Source organism: Nesterenkonia halotolerans (assembly GCF_014874065.1).
Taxonomy (GTDB): Bacteria; Actinomycetota; Actinomycetes; order Actinomycetales; family Micrococcaceae; genus Nesterenkonia; species Nesterenkonia halotolerans.
Genome location: NZ_JADBEE010000001.1, coordinates 1,512,824 through 1,537,141 on the forward strand (window position 1 = coordinate 1,512,824; position 24,318 = coordinate 1,537,141).

22 protein-coding genes are annotated in these 24,318 nt (G+C 67.4%); 7 read left to right on the forward strand and 15 right to left on the reverse strand.

Going from position 1 to position 24,318, the window contains the following annotated elements; translation table 11 throughout:
- Positions 1-8: 8 nt before the first annotated feature.
- Positions 9-2,414 carry a heavy metal translocating P-type ATPase gene (locus tag H4W26_RS06955; protein ID WP_192592065.1) on the reverse strand — a complete coding sequence of 802 codons (2,406 nt, stop codon included), beginning with the start codon at positions 2,412-2,414 and terminating at the stop codon, positions 9-11.
- Positions 2,415-2,509: 95 nt separating this feature from the next.
- Positions 2,510-2,728, reverse strand: coding sequence for a heavy-metal-associated domain-containing protein (locus H4W26_RS06960; protein ID WP_192591360.1), 219 nt, complete (start codon positions 2,726-2,728; stop codon positions 2,510-2,512).
- A gap of 115 nt (positions 2,729-2,843) precedes the next feature.
- Between H4W26_RS06960 and H4W26_RS06965 the strand changes: the two genes are divergently transcribed.
- Positions 2,844-3,134, forward strand: coding sequence for a metal-sensitive transcriptional regulator (locus tag H4W26_RS06965; RefSeq protein ID WP_192591361.1), 291 nt, complete (start codon positions 2,844-2,846; stop codon positions 3,132-3,134).
- A gap of 8 nt (positions 3,135-3,142) precedes the next feature.
- Positions 3,143-4,108 carry a DMT family transporter gene (locus tag H4W26_RS06970; RefSeq protein WP_192591362.1) on the forward strand — a complete coding sequence of 322 codons (966 nt, stop codon included), beginning with the start codon at positions 3,143-3,145 and terminating at the stop codon, positions 4,106-4,108.
- Positions 4,109-4,147: 39 nt separating this feature from the next.
- On the opposite strand, the gene H4W26_RS06975 is transcribed toward H4W26_RS06970, so the two are convergent.
- Entirely contained in the window at positions 4,148-5,611 is a 1,464-nt protein-coding gene (locus H4W26_RS06975) for a hypothetical protein (RefSeq protein WP_225939625.1), read from the reverse strand.
- Positions 5,612-5,738: 127 nt separating this feature from the next.
- Between H4W26_RS06975 and H4W26_RS06980 the strand changes: the two genes are divergently transcribed.
- The 3 genes from H4W26_RS06980 (at position 5,739) to H4W26_RS06990 (ending at position 8,102) form a co-directional block, all read left to right on the forward strand.
- The gene (locus tag H4W26_RS06980; RefSeq protein ID WP_192591363.1) at positions 5,739-6,524 is read left to right on the forward strand and encodes a methyltransferase domain-containing protein; all 786 of its coding nucleotides are present in this window, start codon (positions 5,739-5,741) and stop codon (positions 6,522-6,524) included.
- Positions 6,525-6,565: 41 nt separating this feature from the next.
- Positions 6,566-7,567 carry a CPBP family intramembrane glutamic endopeptidase gene (locus H4W26_RS14015; protein ID WP_192591364.1) on the forward strand — a complete coding sequence of 334 codons (1,002 nt, stop codon included), beginning with the start codon at positions 6,566-6,568 and terminating at the stop codon, positions 7,565-7,567.
- A gap of 205 nt (positions 7,568-7,772) precedes the next feature.
- A complete protein-coding gene (locus tag H4W26_RS06990; RefSeq protein ID WP_192591365.1) occupies positions 7,773-8,102 on the forward strand; it encodes a winged helix-turn-helix domain-containing protein in 330 nt (109 codons plus the stop codon).
- On the opposite strand, the gene H4W26_RS06995 is transcribed toward H4W26_RS06990, so the two are convergent.
- From H4W26_RS06995 to H4W26_RS07035, 9 genes are all read right to left on the reverse strand, one after another.
- Positions 8,084-10,075: a BCCT family transporter gene (locus tag H4W26_RS06995; RefSeq protein ID WP_192591366.1), complete on the reverse strand. Its 1,992-nt coding sequence runs from the start codon at positions 10,073-10,075 to the stop codon at positions 8,084-8,086. The two genes, H4W26_RS06990 and H4W26_RS06995, sit on opposite strands and share 19 nt — an antisense overlap.
- Positions 10,076-10,248: 173 nt before the next feature.
- A complete protein-coding gene (gene trmB, locus H4W26_RS07000; RefSeq protein WP_192591367.1) occupies positions 10,249-11,208 on the reverse strand; it encodes a tRNA (guanosine(46)-N7)-methyltransferase TrmB in 960 nt (319 codons plus the stop codon).
- Positions 11,209-11,210: 2 nt separating this feature from the next.
- A complete protein-coding gene (locus H4W26_RS07005; protein WP_192591368.1) occupies positions 11,211-13,154 on the reverse strand; it encodes a penicillin-binding transpeptidase domain-containing protein in 1,944 nt (647 codons plus the stop codon).
- Positions 13,155-13,234: 80 nt separating this feature from the next.
- A complete protein-coding gene (locus H4W26_RS07010) occupies positions 13,235-13,699 on the reverse strand; it encodes a heat shock protein transcriptional repressor HspR (protein ID WP_318779846.1) in 465 nt (154 codons plus the stop codon).
- 2 nt (positions 13,700-13,701) lie between these two features.
- Positions 13,702-14,694, reverse strand: coding sequence for a DnaJ C-terminal domain-containing protein (locus H4W26_RS07015; protein ID WP_192591369.1), 993 nt, complete (start codon positions 14,692-14,694; stop codon positions 13,702-13,704).
- 29 nt (positions 14,695-14,723) lie between these two features.
- Positions 14,724-15,560 (reverse strand): nucleotide exchange factor GrpE, encoded by an 837-nt coding sequence (locus H4W26_RS07020; RefSeq protein ID WP_192591370.1) that lies wholly within the window; start codon positions 15,558-15,560, stop codon positions 14,724-14,726.
- 12 nt (positions 15,561-15,572) lie between these two features.
- Positions 15,573-17,423: a molecular chaperone DnaK gene (dnaK, locus tag H4W26_RS07025; protein WP_192591371.1), complete on the reverse strand. Its 1,851-nt coding sequence runs from the start codon at positions 17,421-17,423 to the stop codon at positions 15,573-15,575.
- A 110-nt stretch (positions 17,424-17,533) separates the two neighbouring features.
- On the reverse strand, positions 17,534-17,677 hold the full coding sequence (locus H4W26_RS07030; RefSeq protein ID WP_192591372.1) for a hypothetical protein: 144 nt from the start codon (positions 17,675-17,677) through the stop codon (positions 17,534-17,536).
- 129 nt (positions 17,678-17,806) lie between these two features.
- Entirely contained in the window at positions 17,807-19,285 is a 1,479-nt protein-coding gene (locus H4W26_RS07035) for an NAD-dependent succinate-semialdehyde dehydrogenase (protein WP_225939626.1), read from the reverse strand.
- 230 nt (positions 19,286-19,515) lie between these two features.
- Between H4W26_RS07035 and H4W26_RS07040 the strand changes: the two genes are divergently transcribed.
- Positions 19,516-20,814, forward strand: coding sequence for an aspartate aminotransferase family protein (locus H4W26_RS07040; protein ID WP_192591373.1), 1,299 nt, complete (start codon positions 19,516-19,518; stop codon positions 20,812-20,814).
- 51 nt (positions 20,815-20,865) lie between these two features.
- Here the strand turns inward: H4W26_RS07040 and H4W26_RS07045 are convergent, their stop codons facing one another.
- Positions 20,866-21,657 carry an SGNH/GDSL hydrolase family protein gene (locus H4W26_RS07045; RefSeq protein WP_192591374.1) on the reverse strand — a complete coding sequence of 264 codons (792 nt, stop codon included), beginning with the start codon at positions 21,655-21,657 and terminating at the stop codon, positions 20,866-20,868.
- A 156-nt stretch (positions 21,658-21,813) separates the two neighbouring features.
- On the reverse strand, positions 21,814-22,947 hold the full coding sequence (locus H4W26_RS07050; RefSeq protein WP_192591375.1) for a glutathione S-transferase family protein: 1,134 nt from the start codon (positions 22,945-22,947) through the stop codon (positions 21,814-21,816).
- A gap of 68 nt (positions 22,948-23,015) precedes the next feature.
- On the opposite strand from H4W26_RS07050, the gene H4W26_RS07055 reads away from it, so the two are divergent.
- Positions 23,016-23,834 carry an MBL fold metallo-hydrolase gene (locus H4W26_RS07055; RefSeq protein ID WP_192591376.1) on the forward strand — a complete coding sequence of 273 codons (819 nt, stop codon included), beginning with the start codon at positions 23,016-23,018 and terminating at the stop codon, positions 23,832-23,834.
- Between the two features lie 28 nt (positions 23,835-23,862).
- Here H4W26_RS07055 and H4W26_RS07060 read toward each other — a convergent pair whose 3' ends face one another.
- Positions 23,863-24,267, reverse strand: a complete 405-nt coding sequence (locus H4W26_RS07060; protein ID WP_192591377.1) for a hypothetical protein — start codon at positions 24,265-24,267, stop codon at positions 23,863-23,865.
- Between the last annotated feature and the right edge of the window lie 51 nt (positions 24,268-24,318).

A 24,318-nucleotide genomic window follows, 5' to 3' on the forward strand; every position in this document is an offset into this window, starting at 1 on the left:
AGGCAGATTCAGACCCGGGCGCGCTGCACGGTGCCCGAGCCGCTGAACCCGCGCAGACGCAGACTGTTGCCCAGCACCGAGAGCGAGGACAGCACCATCGCGGCCCCGGCCAGCATCGGATTGAGCAGCCCCAGCGCGGCCAGCGGAATGGCGGCGACGTTGTAGCCGAAGGCCCAGAAGAGGTTGGAGCGGATGACCCGGAGGGTGCGGCGGGAGAGTGCGATCGCATCCACCACGCTGCGCAGATCCCCGCGCATGAGTGTGATCCCGGCGGCGTCGATCGCCACATCAGTCCCGGTGCCCATCGCGATGCCCAGGTCCGCCTGGGCCAGCGCGGCCGCATCGTTGACGCCGTCGCCCACCATCACCACGCTTCGGCCCTGCTCCTGCAGCTTCGCGACGGCGGCAACCTTGTCCTGCGGCAGCGCCTCGGCGATCACCTCCTCGATCCCGACCTCGGCGGCCACCCGGCGCGCGGCACCGGCACTATCACCGGTCAGCAGCACCGTGCGCAGTCCCATCGCGGCGAGACGCGCAGCCGCATCGGCGGAGGTCTCCTTGACCGTGTCGGAGACGATCAGCACCCCGGCGAAACGCCCGTCGACCGCGACCAGCACCGGAGTCGATCCCTGAGACTCGGACGTCGCGAGCATCGGCTCCACCTCCGCGGGAATCTCGATCCTCCGCTGACGCAGCAGCTCCCGGCGACCCACCAGGACGTCCCGTCCCAGCACTTCGCCGGAGACCCCGTAGCCCTGGTGACTCTGGAAGTCGATCACCTCGGGAAGCGTGCCTGAGGTGGAGCCCAACGACTCACGGGCTGCATTGGTCACGGCGCGCGCGATCGGGTGCGCGGACGCAGCCTCCAGCGCCCCGGCGAGCCGGAGCAGCTCGGCGTCGTCGTCCTCGGATTCATCCCAGGATCGCGCAGAGTGCATCGCCGCGAGCTGCATCGCTCCGGTGGTCACGGTCCCTGTCTTGTCCAGGACCACCGTGTCCACCCCGCGCGAGGCCTCGAGCACCTCCGGGCCCCGGATCAGGATGCCGAGCTGGGCGCCGCGCCCGGTGCCCACCAGCAGGGCGGTCGGGGTGGCGAGACCCAGCGCGCAGGGGCAGGCGATGATGAGCACCGCCACCGCTGCGGTGAACGCGAACTCGGCCGAGGGCCCGATCAGCAGCCAGGTCAGCAGGGTGAGCAGGGCGATGGCCAGCACGACGGGTACGAAGATGCCGGAGATCCGGTCGGCGAGCCGCTGGACCTCGGCCTTGCCCGACTGGGCCTGCTCGACCAGGCGGGCCATCTGAGCGAGCTGCGTATCCGCCCCGATGCGGGTCGCGCGGATGCGCAGCCGACCCGAGGTGTTCATCGTCGCTCCGGTGACCAGGTCTCCGGCGGCGACCTCCACCGGCACGGACTCGCCGGTGAGCATCGACATGTCGACCGCCGACGCTCCGGACAGAACCGTGCCGTCAGTGGCGATCTTCTCCCCCGGCCGGACCAGGAACTCATCCCCCACGGCAAGCTCACGCACCGGGATGAGGACCTCGTCGCCGTCGCGCAGGACTGCGACCTGCTTGGCTCCCAGATTCAGCAGCGACCGCAGCGCCTGACCGGCGCGGGACTTGGAGCGCTTCTCGAAATACCTGCCGAGCAACAGGAAGACGGTCACCGCAGTGGCGACTTCGAAGTAGATGTTTCCTGCTCCCGCAGCATGCGCGGTCTCGGAGAGCCAGGGCGGCTCGGCGAAGAACACGAACTCATGGCGCAGCTGGGGGTCTCCGGCCTGACCGAAGACCATGGCATAGCCGGACCAGAGCAGAGCTGCCAGGGTTCCCAGCGAGATGAGCGTGTCCATCGTGGCCGCGCCGGAGCGGGCGTTCAGCGCGGCGGCGCGGTGGAAGGGCCACCCTGCCCAGAGCACCACCGGCAGGCTCAGCGCCAGGGAGACCCAGTTCCACCAGGGGAACTGCAGCACGGGGACCATTGCCAGCACGACGACGGGGAGCGTGAACCCCGCGGCGACCAGCAGACGACGGCGCAGCCCGGTGAGATCACGATCAGCCGTGCTCGCACCGTTGGATTCCTCCTGCGGGGGCGTCGACTCCTGCGCACTGTATCCGGTCTTCTCCACTGCGGCGATGAGCTCTGCGATGAGCGCCTCTCGGTCAGCAGCGCCGGTGGAGCCGGCGTCGTCAGGGGCGTCAGGGGTGTCAGTGGCTTCAGGGGATTCAGGGGATTCAGAGGTGTCGGCAGCCTCGGCGTAAGAGGCGTCACGCGTATTGGAGGTGCCGGCGGTCGCCGCCGTGATTCGATGAACCGAAGCCTTCTCGGTGGCGTAGTTGACGCTGGCCGTCACGCCCTCAAGCTTGTTCAGCCGGCGTTCGATGCGCTGGGCGCACGCGGCGCAGGTCATTCCGCCGATCTCGAGCTCGATGTGCTCGGTCGGAGTCGACGTGGCCGCAGTCGACACCGCTGCGCCAGGGGCGCCGTCGGCCGCGTCTCTCTGGATCACGACTGCCGCGTCGCGTCGTATCCCGCCTCGTCCACCGCGGCGAGCATCTGCTCGTCCGTGGGCGCAGGCTCGGCGAGCGTGACCTCGAGCAGGCCCGTGGAGGAGCTGACCTGCAGGTTGGTGACGCCCGGAAGCTGTCCGACCTCCTCGCGGATGGCGTTCTCACAATGACTGCAGGACATGCCGGTGACGGAATAGCGGCGAACCTCGGCCATGATGCGCTCCTTGAGGGTGTGGGATCGTTCAGCGACACCTCAAACATACCCCCTTAGGGTATATTTCTACACCACGGACCATATAGTGGTGGCCTGGCCCATCGGAGGAGGACTCATGGATCCCCAGCACGGGTACATGACGGAGAAGGACAAGTATCTCAGCAGACTGCGCCGGATCGAAGGGCAGGCCCGGGGTCTGCACCGCATGGTGGACGAGGACACCTACTGCATCGACATCCTGACCCAGATCAGCGCCACCACGGCCGCGCTCGAGAACGTGGCCATGGCGCTGCTGGAGGACCATCTGCGCCATTGCGTGGCCGATGCCGTGAACGCGGGCGGCGAGGAGGCTGAGGAGAAGATCCAGGAGGCCACCGCAGCCATCCGCCGGCTCGTGAAGTCCTGACCTCGGCGATGGCTGCAGCGCTGCACATGACCCCAGCTCGCGGCGTCGTGCTGATGGTGCTGGGCACCATGGCTCTTGCCTCGTCAGCCGCCATGATCGCCGTGATCGACGGCGAGCCGCTGAGCGTGGCCGCCTGGCGCTGCCTGCTCGCCGTGCCGATGCTGCTTCCGATCGCCGCCTGGGAGCTGCTGCACCGACGGGCACGCCCCACGCGCCGCACCCTGATCGGCGCGCTGATCGCCGGCGTCGCACTGGGTGCGGACTACAGCTTCTACAACACCTCGATCTCCATGATCGGACCGGGCATCGCCACCGTGCTGATCAACGTGCAGATCGTGATCCTCCCGCTGATCGCCTGGGCGCTGGAGGGCATCCGGCCGATGCGCCAGCTCGCTCTCATCATTCCGCTCATGCTGGCCGGCGTCGCCCTCACGGCCGGAGCCCTGGATCTGGAGAATCTGCAGCTGGCAGGTGTGCTGGCGGGCCTCGCCGCGGGGACCGGATATGCCCTCTATCTCGGGATCATCCGACGCAGCACCCCGCAGGGTGCGCACCCGAGAAGGTCCGCGCCCTTCACCGTGCTGAGCCTGGTCTGCCTCTCTGCGGGCGCGACCACCCTGCTGACCGCGACGGGGCTGGGCAGGCTTGATGTTCCAGAGGGCGCAGGAGGGTGGGGAGCAATGCTCGCACTTGCCTTCGTGGGCCAGGTCTTGACCTACCTGTGCTTCAACATCGCCATGACCAGCATCTCGGAGACCGCCTCGAGCACTCTCATGCTGCTCTCCGCGGTGTTCGCCGTCGCCCTGACCGCGGTGCTCTTCGCCGGGATCCCGAGCGCCTGGCAGCTCCTGGGCTGCGCCATGATCATCGGCGGCGCGTGGTGGACCGCGGCGGCCGCACGCAGAAGGGCCGGAGGCGTGGTGCCTCCGACCCTCCCTGCCGCCGATCCTGCGGGGAGTCAGCAGCGCTCCTAGTCGAGGAGTTCGCACACCCTTGCACGAGGGTGGCTTGAATCAGTGATCGTGATCCTGCTCAGCATCGTCGTGCTCCTCTTCCGCCTCCTCATGGCCCTCTTCAGCGTGGTCATGCTCATCCTCAGCGTGGCCTGATTCCTCGCCGCCCGCGCCGCCCTCGACACCCTCGACGGCGCGACCATCCACTGCCGCGATCTCGTTCGGGGTGAACTCGAGCTCAGCAGAGTTGATGACCTCGAGCGAGCTCAGGTCCACCATGTGCAGCGTCTGCGCATCCGGCTCAGTGATATAGGCGATGTCATCCACCACGCGGATGGCTGGGCGAGCCTCCTGCCACTCCTCCGGCTCGGTCCACTCCTCCATGATCTCCAGCTCGTCGGTGTGCTCGCCGGTCTCCGGATCGATCACATGCAGCACCCCGTCTTCAGCGAGCACGAGCGCCTCACCCTCCGGCCCGCGGGCCAGTGAGCGGAAGTTGTACGCCGCGCCGACGTCGACGGTTGAGATCTCCTCGCTGGCGGCATCCACCAGAGCCACCTGAGTCATCGGCTCCTCACCGTCGGCGTCGAGGTTGTAGTCACCGAGGAAGACCGTGGAGTCCTCCGCTGGGAAGAGGTTGCCGGTCCGGGCGAACTCCTCGCCGGAATCGATCTTCGAGAATCTCTCGCCGTCCCAGATCAGCACGCCGTCCTCACAGCCGACCGCGATGACCCCCTCAGGGCCTGCCGCCTCGCCATGAACACCGGGGCAGTCCTCGCTCCGCGCGAGCTCTTCGCCGTCGGCGTCGAGGACGCGGGCGCCGGTCCGCTCCTCTTCATTGCCGAGGGTCTCGAAGCGCCCCCCGTCGGGGAAGACCGCGGCCACGCCATGATGGGCCTCCTCGGTCGCTGACACCTCGGTCTGGAGCTCGGACGCGGCACCGAGGTCGAGATCAGTGAGCTCGGACAGGTCATAGCTGTGGATCTCACCATTGCCATCGAAGAACAAGGTCCCGACTCCCTCGTGGGAGACCACGTGGCCTGGCGCGGGCCCGTCCACGGTGACCTCACTGAGAAGCGGATCGGTGGTGTAGAAGTGGTCGTGGTCGCCGTGGGGCTCGGCCCAGGTGCCGCCGTCGAGCAGTCGGAAGCTCTCACCCTCGGTGAGGAAGAAGTGCCGACCATCTCCGGCAGGGTTCACCCGGAGGAAGCCCTCTGCCTCCTCCTCGCCCAGCACCTCGAGCGTGGCGCCGTCGAGCACGGCGACACCGCCGTCGTAGGTGACCGCAAGCCTGGGACTGGGGCCTCCCGCTTCATGGGTCTCGCGGTCCGAAGGTTCGACGTCGGACTCCGACACCTCCGTGGATTTAGTGGACTCGGCCGACGCGCCCTCTGCGGAATCGGCGTCGGCGCTGGCGGACCCGTCGGCGCAGGAAGTCAGCGCCAGCACGGAGACCGCGAGGAGAGAAGGCAGGGCGAGAGAGGACCGGGCCCGAGAGGACAGTGTGAGTGATTTCGTGTTCATGCGAACCATTCTCATCTAAGCCCGGCGCGAATTGCAAATCGTTCGCATTACCAGTCGAAGGATCCGCGGGTGTCGGAATGTGTCAGACCCCCGGCGGTGGTCCGCGACCCACACTTAGACTCGATCCATGCCCAGCACCCAGTGGAATCCGGGGGCGTATCTGACCTACGCCTCCGAACGGACCCAGCCCTTCATCGACCTTCTTCAGCGTGTGCGAGCCCCGAAGGCCGCCCAAATCGTCGACCTCGGGTGTGGACCTGGCAACGGCATGCCGGTGCTGCGGGGGATGTGGCCCACGGCGCAGATCACCGGCATCGACTCCTCGGAGGAGATGCTGCAGCGGGCCCGCGAGGCCACCGATGACGACCGCATCTCCTACCACCGCGCGGACATCCGCGACCTTCAGCTGCAGGAACCAGCCGACCTGATCGTCTCCAACGCGGCACTGCAGTGGATCCCCGAACATCGCGAACTGCTGCCCGCCATCATGGACAACGTCGCCCCCGGCGGCATGCTGGCGGTCCAGGTGCCCGGAAACTTCAATGCGCCCAGCCACCAGCTGCTCGCCGAGTTCGCCGCCGCACAGCCCTATGCGCAGCACATAGACCCGGCCGCGCTGCTCAAGCCCACGGCGGAGCTGACCGATTACATGCTCGACGTCGCCCAGCCCGGCTGGGAGGTCGAGGCCTGGGAGACCAGGTATCACCACGTTCTGCAGGGAGAGGATCCGGTCTTCGACTGGATCTCGGCCGCGGCGGCCCGCCCGGTGCTGCAGTCGCTCCCCGAGGAGGTCCGCGAACAGTTCAGCGCGGAGTACAAGGCTGCGCTGCGCGAGGCTTACCCCGCGACCCGCATCGGCACGATCCTGCCGTTCCGGCGACTGTTCTTCATCGCCCGACGTCAGCGAGGCTGAGCGAGGCTGAATCGTTCAGCCGGAGCCGGTAGGGTCATCGCGTGAGTGTTCCCACCAATACCCTGACGGCGACGCCGCGCACTCCCCTGGTCATACTCAGCGTCTTCGTGCTGGTGACCCTGGGACTCGGCTGGCTTGTCGGGCTGCCGCTGATCCTGATGAGCCCTGAGGAGCGCAGCGCCGCTCCGGACGGCGTGTACATGAACGTCTTCATGCTCACTCCGGCGGTCGCCGCGGTCATCGCCTACCTCATGGAACGGCGCCAGCCCCTCGGGGTGCTCTACGGGCACACCGCTGCGGAGCGCGAGCCGGCAGGCGCTCAGCTCAAGTCACAGAGCATCACCGATGCACTGGGCATCACCCCGCTGCGCCCGGTGGGGAGGCTGCTGGCCTGGAGCATTCTCGCGCTGCTGCTGTTCTTCGCGTTCAGCCTGGCCGCACTGCCGATCGGCGCCGCACTGGGTGCCTACCCGCTGGACCTCTCCATGCCGATCTTCGTCCAGGATCTGAGTGCCCGACTGGGACGCGAGGCCACCGAGTTCATCGCCACCGGCCTGCTGGTGGAGGTGGGGTATATCTTCTCCGGCGCGGTGCTCGGCGTGGTGATCCATGCGGGCATCGAGATGGGCTGGCGCGGCTACCTCTTCCCACGCCTGCAGGTGCGCTGGGGATCACGGGCCGCCGTCGTGCTCACGGGAATCGTCTCAGGACTCTGGTACGCGCCGCTGCTGGCCGTGGGCTTCTTCTACGGCCAGACCCCGGTGTTCCTGGCGCTGGCGCTGATGATCGGCTTCTCGATCATCATCGGCGGCGTGCTGGCCTGGCTGCGCATGCGTTCGGGCTCCATCTGGCCGGCCGCCTTCGCCCAGTCGATGATCTCGGCCGCCGCGATCCTGCATTTCTGGTTCGCCGAAGCCGGAGCACCCACCGACTTCCGTGTGGCCACGCTGCAGGGCGTCACGGGCTGGATCCTTCCGGGACTGCTGCTGCTCGGGCTGCTGATCTTCGCCCGCCGCGCCTACGCGCCGCCTCGCTCCAGGTAAAACAAGGCTGCGCCACCTCGGCTGCGCCGGCCCGCTCCAGCTGAAGCCAGTTCTCGCCACCTCGGCTGCGCCGGCCCGCTCCTGCTGAGAGCCGCAAGATACATCCGCTTTACACGCCCGACAACACCGAGAAACCACCGCGCCATAGCCTGAGTCCAGGCAGCCCATGACATGCCTGACGGACCCGGCATGGTGAGGAGCGGTGATGGCGATCCCAGCGCACCAGCATGCCGACGAGGACCAGGTCCTTCGGCTGCAGACCCGCCGCGGGGACATCCGGATCACCGGCGACACCGTGCACCTGCCGGGGCCGAGCGCCGCTGCGGTGCAGCTGGCGCCCGGCCCGCTGGCGCTGATGCGGGCGCTGATGAAGGCGCAGGGTGCCGTGCTCTCCAGGGAGCACCTGTTGGCGGTGCTTCCGCACTGCGGCTCAGAGCACGCCCTGGAGATGTGGGTCTCACGGCTGCGCCAGTCACTGCCTGACCCCTCGATGGTCAAGACAGTGGTCAAACGCGGTTACCGCTTGGTGGTCTGACCCTCGGGATCCTGCTCGGCCTTGGGGTCCTCGGTCACCACGGTGCCGATCTCCCCGGTCTCGGGATCCCAGCCGTCGGCCCACTCTCCGGTGGCGAAGTCGTAGCCGACCGGCGCCCCGTCCTCATCGGTGCGCTGGTACCACTCGGTGTAGTCATCATGCTCCGAGTCGACCTCGGCGCCGGCACCCTCACCCGGGTGGGTGGGGACGACCTCGAGCGCGAAGTCATCGCCGTAGCGTTCCACGCCGTCGAGCACGGCGTTGCTCACGGCCAGATCGGCGTACTTCTCGCGCAGCGCATGCGGATCGGTGGCGAGCTCGCGGGACCAGGCGATCATGATCAGGATCAGCACCAGCGCGAAGGGCAGAGCGGTGACGATCACCAGGGATTGCAGACCCTGCAGAGCGGTGCCCTCGCCGAGCAGCAGCATCACCGTGGCCACGCCTGCCATCACGAGGCCCCAGAAGACCACGACGAGCTTGTTCGGGTCCTGATCGCCGCGGGTGGTGAGGATTCCCATCACCACTGACGCGGAGTCGGCCGAGGTGATGAAGAAGATCGCCAGGATGACGACGACGACGATCGGCAGCCACTGCAGGTACGGGAGGGCATCGATCACCGAGAAGAGCACCTCGGGAGCACTGAGGTCCGGGCTGACATTTCCCTGCCCCTCGCGAGCCAGCCACATGGACACGCCGCCCATGACCCCATAGGCCACGAAGAGCAGCGAGGAGGGGACCAGGATGACCCCGAGGATGAACTGACGGATGGTCCGGCCGCGGGAGACGCGGGCGATGAAGATGCCCACGAAGGGGGACCAGGAGATCCACCAGGCCCAGTAGTAGACGGTCCATGCCGACTGGAAGTCCAGGGTCTCCTGGCCCCAGGAGGCCGAGCGGCCCATCATCTGGAACATGGTGCCGAGGTACTCCATGAAGGCCGAGGGCAGCAGGTTCAGCAGGAACAGCGTCGGACCGGCGAAGAAGAAGACGGCGATGACGCCGATGGTGAGGACGATGTTGATGCTCGAGAGGTAGCGGATGCCTCGGGAGATGCCGGAGACGGCCGAGACCACGAAGCATGCGCTGAGCACGGCGATGATGCCGATCATCATCGTGTTGGTGAGCTCGGAGGCACCGGCCACGATGACCACACCCTCACCGATCTGCATCACGGCGATGCCCAGGGCGGCCGCGGTGCCGAAGAGCGTGGCGATGATCGCGAACATGTCGATCATCTTTCCGGCGAAGCCTTCCGAGTGCTTCTTGCCGAACATCTTCTCGAAGATCGCAGACATCAGCGGCACGCGGCCACGGCGGTAGGCGGCGTAGGCCACCGCGCCGCCCACCAGGGCGTAGATGCCCCAGGCGTGAAGGCCCCAGTGGAAGTAGGTCTGCGCCATCGCACTGTGCAGAGCCTGATTCGACTCGGGCTCATGTTCCAGCGGTGCGGGCACGTTGTAGAAGTAGGCCAGCGGCTCGGCGGGTCCCCAGAAGAGGACGCCGATGCCGATGCCTGCGGCGAAGAGCATCGCGATCCACGCGAAGGTGGAGTATTCAGGCTGTTCGCCGTCCTTGCCGAGCGGGATCCTGCCGTAGCGGGTGGCGGCCAGGATGAGCAGGAAGACCAGCACGACGATGGCGAGTGCGTTGAAGAGCCATCCGGCGTGGACCATGGTCCAGTCGTAGGCGATCCCTGCGACCTCACCGACGCTCGCAGGGTTCGTGACGCCCCAGATCACGAAGGCCACGGTCAGCACGCCGGTGATCGCGAAGATGAACCAGTCGATGCTGTAGCGGCGGCGCTGCTCGTCGATGCCGATCCCGGGCACGAGCGCCGGGTGGGTGTCGTGCGGGTAGCGAGCCCGGGAGATGGGGTTCAGCTGGCCCAGTGCCTGTCCGGCCTGGCGGGACACGCGTCGGGTCTCCTCCCCCAGTCGCTGACTCCGTCGGGGTGGCTGCTCTTCAGACATGAGTGTTGTACCTCAATCTCGTTGTTCTGCCGACCTTGTGGATCCGGCAGTTCGATACAGGTGCGAGTCTGCATCTTCGCTCACAGCTTGTGTGAGAGTGTTCTCGGTTCGTCCGGGTCTGGCTACGACTCCCGTCCACGAGGGACAGCCGCGGCGGCAGCGAGGGCGCTGCCTCAGAGGTTCTCTGCCGACCTCCTGATGAAGGTGAGGTCGAAGATCTTCCGGCCGACGTTCAGCGCCTTGGTCTCGAAGTCGGTCTGTGCGCGACCCGAGAACCTGGGGGCCCAGCCGCCGTCGTCGTCGCGGGCCTCCTCCAGGCTGAGCGGCTGCGGCTCCTTGCCCATGGACTGTGCGTCAAGATCGTACAGGCGCACCTGCGTCAGCGACGAGTCCTCACCGGCGCGCTCACCCGCGTGCGGATTGCTGAACTGGGGCGAGGCACTGAGGACCTCGCGCATCTGCACGGCGTAGCCGGACCAGTCGGTGGCAAGCCGGAAGACGCCCCCCTCGGGCAGCACCCGGGCGATCTTCTCGAGGAACCCGGCGTCGATCAGTCGGCGCTTGTTGTGCTTCTTCTTGTGCCACGGGTCGGGGAAGAAGATCCAGACCTCCGCGACCTCGCCCGGGCTGAAGAGCTGGTCGAGGACCTCCGGCGCGTTCGCCACGGCGACCCTGACATTGCGCAGCCCTTCGCGGCGGAGCCGGCTCACCAGCTGCGCGGCACCGGGCTTGTAGACCTCGATGGCGAGGAAATCGGTCTCGGGGTTCGCCGCGGCGGCGTGCGCCACTGCCTCACCAGAGCCGGAGCCGATCTCCACGATGATCGGCGCGGAGCGGCCGAACTCGGCGGCCCAGTCGATCCTGAAACCCTCGGCCACGGAGGTGTCGCGCTCCCCGTGGGGGATGTCCAGCAGCTCATCCCCCAGCGCCGCGTCCCAGGTCCGCTGGTAGCTGGGTTTGAGCCGATTGCTGCGGCGCACGAAGGAGAGCGGCCGGCGCATCGGGAGCCTGGGGGCGGCCGCAGAGGCAGGGGCGGAGGCATCGGGTGCGGAGGCATCCGGCGCAGCGGCATCGGACTGGGAAGTTTCGGGCGCGGAAGTGTCAGGCTGGGAAGGCTCGGGCTGGGAAGTCACCGCTACAGGATAGCGGAGGCGCCCTCGAGGAACTCCTGGAGCAGCGGGCCGTTGGTCGATCCGCCGAACTCACCCTCCTCCAGGAAGATCGCGACGGCGAGGTCCCCCTGCATCGCGATGGCCCAGGTGTGGGAGTACGCGTCGTCACCCTCGCCCCGCTCCGCTGTGCCGGTCTTGGCGTAGATCGGCTCGCCCGGCACGTCCCCCATCGACTCCAGCGAGCCGAAGTTCACCGTGTCGGTCATCAGCGTGCGCAGATCTTCAACCTCATCAGCGGTGACGCCGCCCTCCACGGCTTCTGGTGCCTCCTCGGGCACCACGAGATGAGGCTGGATGGTCTCCCCGGCGGCGATGGAGGCGGTGACCGTAGCCATCCCCAGTGTGGAAGCCTCCACGTTGCCCTGCCCGAAGAGGTTGGAGGCATGCAGGTTCTCCTCGGAATCCGAGGGGATGGAGCCCATGCGGGCAGGGACGCCGATGTTGGGATCCTCGCGCAGACCCAGATCCAGTGCGGCCTGGTGGACCTCTTCGGAGGTGACGTCATCATAGGCATCGGCGAAGACCGTGTTGCAGGAGACGGCCACCGCGTCGCGGAACTCGATGGTGCCGAGGTACGCGTCGGGGAAGCCGGAGTAGTTCCCGAACTGCTGCCCGTTCACGGTGGTGCCCTCGGTGCACTCCACCGAGGACTCCGGCGTCAGCCCGTCGCGGAGCATCGCCAGGGAGGAGACCACCTTGAAGGTGGAGCCCGGAGCGTAGGTGGACTGGGTGGCGACGGGGACGTACCCGCCTTCGGGGTCATGACTTGCCGCGGCGAGGATGCCGCCGTCGGAGGGACGAATGGCGACGATGCCGGCCGTGGTGTCCTGCTCATCGGCGATGTCCTGGGCGAGGTTCTGCAGCCGTGGCACCATCGTGGTGTCAAGGTCATCGCCGGCTTCGGGCTCCACGGCGAACTGCGTCTCACCGTTGAACTGGATCTCCATGCCCGGGGTTCCGCGCAGCGTGTCCTCGTATGCGGCCTGGATTCCGGTGAGACCCACCGTGTCTCCCACCGAGAGGCTCGGATCTGACTCGAGGATCTCTGCGGTCACCGGCCCCACCCGGCCCAGCAGCAGCGGAGCGAAGTCACGCGAATCAGCCAGCGGCATCTGGTCATAGATGGAGGCGGCACCGGGGATCTGCTCGACCTCGGTGGCGGTGACGTCGCTCTCCTCGCGGCGCAGCGTGATCGCCTCGACGAAGGCCATCTCGCCTCCGGCCATGACGGTGTCTGCGTAGTCTCCTGCGTCCCGACCGACCAGCTCGGCGAGCTCCTCGGCGGAGGAGCGCACCGTCTCCTCGTCGGCCGGCTCCCCGTCCTCGGCCAGCTGAGCCTTGTCGATGCCGAGCCGCACCACGTCTCGGTTGTAGACCATCGCACGTCCGGCATCGTCCATGATGCGGCCACGGTCGGCCGAGGTGGTCACCAGGTCCAGCGTCTGGTCTCCGGTGTAGTCCGGGAAGATGATCTCCGGGGTGCCCTCCACCTCCCAGGCCTCTGACTCCTGGTCGTAGACGAGTTCGGCCGTGGTGTCATAGCTCCAGGTCTCACCGTCGATGCCGAGGTCGTCGAGCTCCCAGCTGTGCTGCAGCGGAACGGTGGCGGTGACCGGACGCGGGGAATCCTCACCCGGCTCGTCCAAGGTGATCTCGCCGGCGGTGACCGTAGGGTCGATCTCGCCGAGCGGCTCATGCAGGTTCTCCACAGCGGCGGTCAGGGATGCCGCGTCGCCGGAGGCGAAGCCCAGCTCGGAGAAGTCGCCCGTGCTGACGGCGGTGGCGAGCGACCCCGCCGCGTCGTCGACCGTCTCGGAGGGCTCAGCGCCGCAGCTGGCCAGCACCAGAACTGTCCCGGCTCCCAGGACACCGACGGAGATGGACCGGGGGAGCTTCGAAACAGACATGTCCTCCAGTATCCCGGGGACCACCGCTCGGGACATGCAGGACTCGCTGAGTGCAGGTCAGACGCCTGCATGGGAGCAGCTCAGCGACGGCGCGGGGCAGGCTCCCACAGGACCAGAGCCTGTGTGTTCGCCCGGGGCCGGCGACCGCGAGCCACGGTGACCACATCGCCATGAGGGCCGACGGCGAAGATCCGGGGTTTCGTGGAGTGTCGTTCGGATTCACGCAGCTCGTGGCGGAGCACGTCCACGGTCTCTTCGAGGACCTCCACCCGGTTCTGCAGCTCGAGGATCCGACGGATGCCCTCCAGCGAGACGCCCTCCTGGGAGAACTGCTGGATCTGGCGGAGCTGCTCGATGTTGTACGGGGAGTATCTGCGGTGACGCCCGCCCTGGCGTCGCGGGGTGACCAGACCGATGCGGTCGTACTGGCGCAGGGTCTGGGGGTGCATATCGGCGAGTTCGGCCGCGACGGAGATGACGAACATCGGCGCGTGCCGCTGGTCCGCCTCGAGCATCCGCGCGTCGAGCCTCATCCGAGCATCCATGATCACAGCACCGCCTTGGCCTCTAGGCCTTTCCGGGGATCCATCCCCTTCGTGGCCTCCGCATACGCCTTGATCGCGTCCAGGGCCTCGTCGGGAAGATCCTTGGGCACCTGGACCTCGACGGTCACCAGCATATCGCCGGAGACCTCGCGACCCTTCTCTCTGCGGCGCACGCCGTGTCCCTTCAGACGCAGCACCCGGCCGGAGGCAACACCTGCGGGAATCTTGATGTGCACCTTCTCGCCGTGCACAGTGGGCACCTGGACAGTGGTGCCCAGCGCGGCCTCATCGAAGGCCACGGGGAGGTGGATGCGAATATCGTCATCCACCCGTTCAAAGAACTTGTGCGGGGAGATGGCGACCTCGACGAGCAGGTCACCGGACCCCCCGGGACCGCGCTGGCCCTTGCCCTTGACCCGGACCTTCTGTCCGGCGCGGATCCCGGCGGGGATCCGGACGTCGATGACGCTTCCGCTGGGCTCACGGAGCCCCACGGTGGTTCCGCGAATGGAACCACCGAAGGAGATCGTGGTCTTGGAGGTGCGGTCAGCTCCCTTGGCGGGCGCGCCGCCGCCGCCGAAACGACCGCCGAAGCCGCCTCCACCGAAGATGTCGGAGAGGTCGGGCCCGCCTGCGGACTGGCCCCCTCCGCCGCGACCGAAGCCGCCGCCGGAGCCGCCGTTGAAGAGGTTTCCGAAGAGATCCTCGAAACCTCCGCCGGCCCCGCCTGGACCCGGGCCACCCGAGAATCGGGCACCCGAGCCCATGGCGCGGACGGCGTCGTACTGTTCGCGCTGCTTCTTGTCACCCAGCACGGAGTGGGCCTCGGCGATGTCTTTGAACTTCTGCTCGGAAGCATCATCCCCGGGGTTCTTGTCGGGGTGATGCTTCCGGGCGAGCTTTCGGTACGCCTTCTTGATGTCCTCCTCAGAGGCATCGCGGGAGACGCCGAGGATGGCATAGAAATCTTTATCGATCCAGTCCTGTGAGGCCATGGCGCCTCCCTCCTTCCTTGTTTCTCGGTTCAGCTCTCGGCGGGTCCTGAGGAGACCATCACCTGGGCCGCCCGAAGCAGGCGATCACCGTGGCGGTAGCCGGCACGCAGCACGACGGCCACATGATCGGCGGGGATCTCCTCATGAGGCTGGGCCATGATGGCTTCGTGCTGGTTGGGATCGAAGGCTTCACCGATCTCTCCCACCACCACGAGACCCTGCTGCTGCAGCACCGACTCGAGCCGTGAAGCGATGTGCGCGAACGGCCCCTCCTCGAGGTCGCCCGCCTGGCGGGCCGAGGAGATGTCGTCCAGGACCGGCAGGAGCTCGGTGACGAGCTGGCCCTTGGTCCGCTCGCGCTCTGTGGCCCGATCCCGCTCCACGCGGCGCCGGTAGTTCACATACTCGGCCTGGAGGCGCTGCAGGTCAGCCTGCAGCTCCGCCTCGCGCACAGCGTCATCGGCAGTGTCTGCCTCATCCTCTGATGCCATAGCCGCCTCGGCGATCTCCTCCTCCTCGGTGCCGCGGAGGAACTCCTCAGCTGCCTCGATGCGCTCCTCCGGCTCGGTCTCGACACCGCCGGTGATGCCTTCGTCGCCGGTCACCTGATGCAGCTCCGGCTCCTCGGCGACCCGCGGGTCAACCTCCTCCGAGGAGACGCCTGCGGCCTCATCCTCAGTGACCGGGTCGCCGGCAGCGCCGTAGTTCTCGGCGTTGCCCTCGGCTCCGATCGTCTCGGTGTCCTGTGCGTCCTCCACGGGGAGGTCCTGCAGGATCTTCTCAGCCTGAGCCAAGGGGTCCTGCACCGGGTCCTGCTCCTCGGGCTCTTCGCCGCTGGGGACCTCAGGGTTCTTATGATCTGCCATGAGTCAGACCCCTTACTTCTTCTCGGCTTCGTCCTCTTCGTCGACGACCTCTGCGTCAACGATGTCCTCTTCTTCAGGCGTCTCGTCGGTGCCATCTGCCGCACCGTCGGGAGCCTGCGAGTAGAGCGCCTCGCCGATCTTGACCTGGGAGGCCTGGAGCTTCTCGTACGCGGCGTTGACCTCATCCGCGTTGTCCTCGCCCTCGAGCGCCTTCTTGAGCTCGTCGACGTCGGCCTGGACCTCGGTCTTGACCTCTTCGGGCAGCTTATCGCCGTTGTCCTTGAGCAGCTTGTCCACGGAGTAGGCAGTGGACTCGGCGGCGTTGCGCTTCTCAGCGGCCTCGCGACGAGCCTTGTCCTCCTCGGCGTGCGCCTCGGCGTCGGCGACCATGCGCTCGATGTCTTCCTTCTCCAGCGAGGTGCCGCCGGTGATGGTCATCGACTGCTCGGTGCCGGTGCCCTTGTCCTTGGCGGAGACGTGGACGATGCCGTTGGCGTCGATGTCGAAGGTGACCTCGACCTGCGGCACGCCGCGCGGAGCCGGCGCGATGCCGGTCAGCTCGAAGGTGCCCAGCGCCTTGTTGTCCCGGGTGAACTCGCGCTCGCCCTGGAAGACCTGGACCGCCACGGAGGGCTGGTTGTCCTCAGCGGTGGAGAAGACCTCGGAGCGCTTGGTCGGGATGGCCGTGTTGCGCTCGATCAGCTTGGTCATCACACCGCCCTTGGTCTCGATGCCCAGTGCCAGCGGGGTGACGTCGATGAGCAGCACGTCCTTGCGCTCACCGGCGAGCACGCCTGCCTGCAGGGCTGCACCCACGGCGACGACCTCGTCCGGGTTGACGCCCTTGTTGGCGTCCTTGCCGGAGAGCTGCTTCACCAGGTCCGCCACGGCGGGCATGCGGGTGGAGCCGCCGACGAGGATCACGTGGTCGATCTCAGAGATCTTGACCCCGGCCTCGGTGATGACGTCGTTGAACGGCTTCTTGGTGCGGTCCAGCAGATCCGAGGTCATGTCCTGGAACTTGGCGCGGGACAGGGTCTCGTTGACATGCACCGGGACGCCGTCGTTCTGGGTGGCGTACGGGATGTTGATGTTGGCGCTGGAGGTGGAGGAGAGCTCCTTCTTGGCGCGCTCAGCCTCTTCCTTCAGACGCGGCACGGCGATCTTGTCCTTGGAGAGATCGACTCCCTCCTTGGACTTCACCTGCGCGACGAGCCAGTCCATGATGCGCTGATCCCAGTCGTCGCCGCCGAGGCGGTTGTCGCCGGAGGTGGAGCGGACCTGGATGGTGGAGAAGTCGTCCTCATCCTTGCCCACCTCGAGCAGGGAGACGTCGAAGGTGCCGCCGCCGAGGTCGAAGACCAGGATGAGCTCATCTTCCTTGCCCTTGTCCAGGCCGTAGGCGAGAGCTGCTGCGGTGGGCTCGTTGACGATGCGGGAGACCTTCAGGCCGGCGATCTCGCCAGCCTCCTTGGTGGCCTGGCGCTCGGCGTCGTTGAAGTATGCCGGCACGGTGATGACGGCTTCGGTGACGTCCTCGCCCAGGTAGGACTCGGCGTCATGCTTGAGCTTCATCAGGGTGCGGGCGGAGATCTCCTGGGCGGTGTACTTCTTGCCGTCGATCTCGGTGGACCAGTCGGTGCCCATGTGGCGCTTGACCGATGCGATGGTGCGGTCGGGGTTGGACACTGCCTGACGGCGGGCGACCTCGCCGACGAGGACCTCGCCGGACTTGGAGAAGCCGACGACGGAGGGAGTGGTGCGTGCACCCTCTGCGTTGGCGATGACGGTGGGCTCGCCACCTTCGAGAACTGTGACCACCGAGTTGGTGGTTCCGAGGTCGATACCTACTGCGCGAGACATACGAACTCCTTTCGAGAGCTGTGTCGAGAGCTGCGTTGAGCGAACTACGCTCAAGTCTTATCCTCGTTCGACGTGGTGTCAAACTGACTTGAGTGAAGTCGACTCAACTTCTACTCCCGGTCCAACCACACCTTCGAGGAATCCATTCCCGGAGCCTGGGCACCGCGGTCCGTGAACCCGGTCAGCCGCGCCGGCACCGGACCAGGCTCTCGATGCCCGATCCCGCGCATGCCGTTGAACAGGTGGGTGTCCACGGCGGCCCCGGCGGCGAGCGCCTCACCCGTGCGCTCGGCAGCCAGAGCGGGCCCAGCTCCCCGGAGGGAGTTGGGCCCGCTCGGCGAAGAGGATCGGTTCTTCCTCCTCGGGGGTGGTCACCGCGCTGTTCACATGGCGATGCCGATGTACTTGGTCTCGAGGAACTCCTCGATGCCGATGTCACCGCCCTCGCGGCCCAGTCCGGATTCCTTGATCCCACCGAAGGGGGCTGCCGGGTTGGAGACGGCCCCCTGGTTCAGGCCCACCATTCCGGACTCCGCGGCTTCGGCCACCCGGATGCCGCGGCGCAGGCTCTCCGTGTAGACGTAGTTGACCAGGCCGTATTCGGTGGCATTGATCCACTCGACGACCTCTTCCTCGGTGTCGAAGGCGGTCAGCGGCGCGACGGGTCCGAAGATCTCCTCATCGCGCATCCGCGCGCCTTCTGGAATGTCGGTGAGCACCGTGGGCGGATAGAAGTAGCCCTCGCGGTCCACCGGCTCGCCGCCGAGCAGCACCTTCGCGCCGCCGTCGACCGCGTCGGTGACCAGCTCATCGACCTTGTTCAGCTGCTTGGCGTCGACCAGCGGGCCGACACGCACGCCGTCCTCCACGCCGCGTCCCAGCGGCAGCTTCTCCAGTTCGGCGGAGAGCTTCTGGGCGAATTCATCCATCACGCTGCGGTGGACGAAGATGCGGTTGGCGGCCGTGCAGGCCTCTCCGGTGTTGCGCATCTTGGCCAGCAGGGCGCCCTGCACCGCGGCCTCGAGATCCGCGTCCTCGAAGACCACGAAACCGGCATTGCCGCCGAGCTCCATGGAGGTGCGCAGAACATGCTGCGAGGCCTGCTCGAGCAGCTTGCGCCCGACACCGGTGGAGCCGGTGAAGGAGAGCTTGCGAGCGATCCCCGAGCGGATGAGCGGCTCCATGACCTTGCCCGAGGTCGAGGTCACCAGGATATTGACCGCTCCGGCGGGAAGCCCTGCCTCATGCAGGATGTCTGCCAGCGCCAGCATGGAGAGCGGGGTCAGCTCTGCGGGCTTGAGCACCGAGGTGCAGCCCGCCGCGATCGCCGGTCCCAGCTTGCGGGTGCCCATGGCCAGCGGGAAGTTCCACGGGGTGATGAGGATGGAGGGCCCCACTGGCTGCTTGGACACCAGGAAGCGTGCATTGCCGGCGGGAGCGGTCTGGTAGCTCCCGCTGATCCGCGTCGCCTCCTCGGCGAAGTGCCGGAAGAACTCTGCGGCATAGGTGACCTCTCCGTAGGAGTCGCTCAGCGGCTTGCCCATCTCCAGGGTCATCAGCAGAGCGAGGTCATCCTTGCGCTCATGCATCAGCTCGAAGGCGCGCATGAGGATGTCGGCACGTTCGCGCGGCGCCATCGCGGCGAGTCCTGGCTGAGCAGCCTCGGCGGCCTTCAGCGCATCCCATCCGTCCTGCTCGGAGGCGTCGGCGACGGTGCAGAGCGGCTTACCGGTGGAGGGGTCGATGACCTCCAATGTGGCCTGGCCCTGGGCGTCCACCCACTGCCCATTGATGTAGAGCTTCTTGGGCACAGCCTGGATCAGGCTGGCCTCGCGTTCCGCGGTGATGGTCTGTTCTGCCATGTGTCCTCCTCGAGAGGTGTGCCGGGCGTCGGTGGGCCTGCTCGCTCAGCCTACGCCGCCCGTCTGCTCGGGTCATCTGGGATGTTCGAGTTCCGTCGGCCCCACGAATCGCGCCGGCGACTCAGGCCGCGCCGGCCGTTCCGGGCTCACCTGCTGCACTGGTCATGTGCCGCTATGCGCGCTAGCCTAGTCCGGACGCAAGATTGTCAACAATCCGAAAGGTGCACACGATGGCGACCCTCTCCCCCCTCCTGAAGCAGGCAACCCCCCTGGTCGCGACCCGGGGCGAGGGAGTGTGGCTCTACGACGAGTCCGGGCAGCCGCACCTCGACTTCACCGCGGGCATCGGCGTGACCAGCACCGGACACTGCCATCCGAGGGTCGTCGCCGCGGCGCAGGAGCAGGTCGGTCAGCTCATCCACGGCCAGTACACGACGATCATGCATCAGCCTCTGCTCAAGCTCACCGAGAAGCTCTCCGAGGTTTTGCCTGCCGGGCTGGACTCTGTCTTCTTCTCCAACTCCGGCTCCGAGGCCGCCGAGGCGGCCCTGCGACTTGCTCGCCAGGCCACCGGACGTCCGAACATCGTGGTCTTCCAGGGCGGGTTCCATGGCCGCACGGTGGCGGCCGCCTCGATGACCACCTCGGGCACCAAGTTCCGTGCCGGATTCAGCCCGCTGATGTCCGGGGTGATGGTCGCCCCGTTCCCGAACCCCAGCCACTACCGCCACTACGGCTGGGACCAGGAGCAGGCCACTGATTTCGCCCTCGACGAGCTGGATCTGCTGCTGCAGACACAGTCGAATCCAGCAGACACCGCCGCTTTCATGGTGGAGCCGGTGCTCGGCGAGGGCGGCTACGTCCCCGGCAACGAGCGCTTCTTCGCGGGCCTGCGCGAACGGGCGGACCGGCACGGGATCCTGCTGATCGTCGACGAGGTGCAGACCGGATTCGGGCGCACCGGCAGGTTCTGGGGGCACGAGCACTTCAGCCCGGCGGGCGCCAAGCCGCTGGCAGACATCATGATGTTCGCCAAGGGCATCGCCTCGGGCTTTCCCATCTCCGGCATCGCGGCCTCAGCCGAGCTCATGGCCAAGGCCTGGCCAGGCTCGCAGGGAGGCACCTACGGCGCCAATGCGGTGGCCTGTGCCGCCGCCGTGGCGACGCTCGACGTGATCGCCGATGAGGGGCTGGTGGAGAACTCCGCGGCTCGCGGCGAGCAGCTTCGGGCGGGACTGCGCGAGGTGGCGGCCACCGCGAACGAGTCGGCGGGCGCGCAGCGCATCGCCGAGGTGCGCGGACTCGGGCTGATGGTGGGCAACGAGTTCCGCGACGCCCACGGTGCGCCGGATCCAGCTACCGCGACAGCGGTCCAGCAGGAAGCCGCCCGGCGCGGCCTGCTGCTGCTGATCTGCGGCTCCTGGGGCGAGGTGGCGCGCTTCATCCCCGCCCTCGTGGTCTCCGAATCTGAGGTGGACCAGGCGGTGGCCCTGTGGTCAGAGTCGGTGGGCGCCGTCGTCGGAGCTTGAGGCGCAGGCCTCGGGCGCGGACACCGGCCGCGCCCCGGGCTGGGGCTGGGGCTACCAGACCCTGGAGGTCAGCCGCGGGTACTTCGGTGACATGTCATCACCGGACGAGGTGCGGGTGACTCGGCGCTTCAGCCAGGGGTAGAGGTAGTCCCTGGTCCAGGTCACCTCACCGAGCACTCGTTCGTGCAGCGAGGCGACCGGGGACTCCTCGATCTCAGGATCCTCGATCTCGTCCTTCTCGCCGAGGACGTCGAGCACCTTCTTTGCCATCAGCATGTGGCCAGCGATGCCCAGATGCATGCGGTCCACGTCCCAGTAGCGCCAGTCCTGGAACTCCCGCATATGCCAGAAGTCCACCAGGTCCAGCTCGAAGTCGGCGGCGATCTTGCGGACGTGCTCGTTGTAGATGGCTGTCCGGCCGCGAGTGGCTTTGAACAGCGGCGCCTGGCCGGAGTCGAACCCGGTGAAGAGCACCACGCGCGCCCCGGTGCTCATGAGCTTCTCCACTCCCCAGCGGTAGCGCTCCATGAGCGCGTCGATGTTGACGGTGGGACGCAGAATGTCGTTGCCACCGGCGTACACGGTGACCAGGGTCGGCTCGAGCCCGATCGCGGGGTCCAGCTGCTCGTCGAAGACCTGCTGCAGCTTCTTGCCCCGCACGGCCAGGTTGGCATAGCCCCAGGAGGAATCATTGGAGATCAGCTGACCAGCCACCCGGTCGGCCCAGCCGCGCACCCCGTTGGGGCTCGACGGATCGATGTCCGCCACGCCCTCGGTGAAGGAATCCCCCATCGCGACGAATCGCTGCTGAAAGGGGCCGTCGAGTTGATCTGATGCGGACATTGAGCCCTCCCGTTCGCATACCGCTGTGCTTGTCTCACCAGCAACCCTACCGGTGGCCAGTGCAGTACTGAACCCGACGGGCTGCTCGGCCGGACCCCGCGGGTCAGGGACCGACGCGGCAGGCTCGAGGGACGGGACCCCCGCCGGGAGGTCGCCTCAGCGGTAGAGCGGGTTGGCTCCGGGAGGCTGCTCCGATTCGGCGACAGGTCCAGGAGCGGAGCCCTCTCCGAAGGGTGAGCCCCCGAGGGCCTCGCGGCCATGCTCGCTGAGCCAGTTCTCCAGGTCCGGTCCGGCCGGGACGATCTGGGTCGGGTTGATGTCCTCATGGACCTCGTAGTAGTGGCGCTTGATCTGATCGAAGTCCACCGTGTCGCCGAATCCGGGGGTCTGGAAGAGGTCCCTGGCGTAGGCCCACAGGTTCGGCATCTCGGAGAGCTTGTTCCGGTTGCACTTGAAGTGGCCGTGGTACACCGGGTCGAAGCGGACCAGCGTGGTGAAGAGGCGGACATCGGCCTCGGTGATGTGCTCGCCCATCAGGTAGCGGCGCTCCGCGAGTCGCTCCTCCAGCCAGTCCAGAGCGGAGAAGAGCCGGTCGTAGGCCTCCTGATAGGCGCTCTGCGATCCGGCGAAGCCTGCCCGGTAGACGCCGTTGTTGACCTCGGTGAAGATCCGTTTGATCACCGGAAGCATCTCCTCGATCTTGTCCTCGGGGAGCAGATCGGGTGCGCCGGCGCGGTGATGCTCGCGCCACTGGGTGGAGAGGTCGAAGGTCAGCTGCGGATAGTTGTTGGTGACCACCCCGCCGGAGGGCACGTCCACCAGGGCGGGGACTGTGATCCCGCGCGGGTAGTCGGGGAAGCGGGCGAAGTAGTTCTCCTGGAGGCGTTCGGTGCCCAGCACCGGGTCCACCCCACCGGAGTCCAGGTCGAAGGTCCAGGAGCGTGCGTCATGCGTGGGCCCGGGGGTTCCCAGCGAGATCGCATCCTCCAGGCCGAGCAGGCGGCGAATGATGATCGAGCGATGCGCCCAGGGGCAGGCGCGCGCGGCCACGAGGCGATAGCGCCCGGGCTCCACCGGCCACGCCTGGCCTCCGTCGGTGAGGCCGATCGCACGAGGATCTCCGATCGAGGAGGACTCCTCCTGGGAGGCGGCGCGCGCAGCCTCCGGGTCTGCGACGACGCGATCCTCGATGTAGTTGGTGTCCCGGGTGAACTCACCTCCGGTCACGTATGCACCCTTGGTGGAGTGCTCGGTGCCTGCGGTCTTCTTCGGTTCGCTGTTCTCGGCCATGGCCTCAGCCTACGCGTCTGGACCCGGTGAGATCGGTGCGTCTCGGCGCGCATCGGTAGGCTGTGCCCATGCCTGAGGCGAGACTCGTGAAGCGGATCACCTGCGACAACCCTTCTCCCATGACGCTGCAGGGGACCAACACCTACGTCCTGCGCGGCGAGGAGGGCTCCGAGGCGATCATCGTGGATCCCGGCCCAGCGGATCACCCGGAGCATCTCGCGCAGGTGCGCGCCGCCGTCGGCGGTCGAACGGTGACCCAGATCCTGGTCACACACCGTCACACCGACCACACCGGCGCCGCTGCCGAGTTCGGCGAGGCCTTCGCCGCCCCGGTCCGCGGTCACGACGTCGCGCAGTGTCGCGCCGTCGATGCCTCACCTGCTGCTCCGCTCACCGAGGGGGAGGTCATGGAGCTGGGGAGCCTTCGCGTTCAGGTGCTGCACACTCCCGGGCACACCTCGGATTCGGTGAGTCTCTGGCTGCGCGATGAGACCGGGGCCCAAGAGGAGGCGATGATCACCGGAGACACGATCCTCGGCGAGGGCACCACCATGCTGGATCATCCCGACGGCACGCTCACCGATTATCTGAACAGCCTCGAGCGCCTGCGCCGGTACACCGCAGCGCGCCTGCTGCCGGCCCACGGCCCGGAGCAGGAGAGCGTGGCGGCTGTCGCCGAGCGTTATCTGAACCACCGGCTTCAGCGGCTGGACCAGGTGCGCGGCCTGTTGCGAGAGGCGGACCCGGGTCAGGAAGAGCTCAGCGCCGCGACGCTGGGAGAGATGATCTACGGGCAGCGCAGTGGACTGCCCGCAGGGGTCACCACGAAGATCGCGGCGGCGCAGCTCGATCACCTGCAGCGACTCGGCGAGCTGGACCGGCGCTGAAAAGCCTCCGCGCCAGGCGACCTCGGGGCTAGAAGGGCCGCTTGATCGGGCCCGACTCGGTCCAGCTGATCGAGTCCACCGAGATCCCCTCGGCATTGAGGTAGTCCACCAGCGCCGAAGCCGCCGAATTCAGTCGCGCAAAGGCATCGGGCCTGGTACCGGCAACACCAGCGGCATAGAACGTCAGCGCAAGGGATCGCCGGCCACGCGCGTCGGTGCTCTGCTCCTTGACCACGGAGAGCTGACCATCGGTGACACCGACGACGGGGGCCCCGTCCAGGTCTTCGCGGAAGGGGTCCATGAACCCGGTGAGCTCCTCCACGGCATCGTCGACCGAGATCAGGTCTCCCGAGACGATCTCTGCCTGCAGGACAGCCCATTCGTCGGCGCCCAGCGGGCGGCCTCCCCATGCGGCGCGTTTCTTCCAGCGCACTGATCCTCCTGATAGCTCCGGCTCAACGGCCTCGGATCCGGGCTTCTCCGG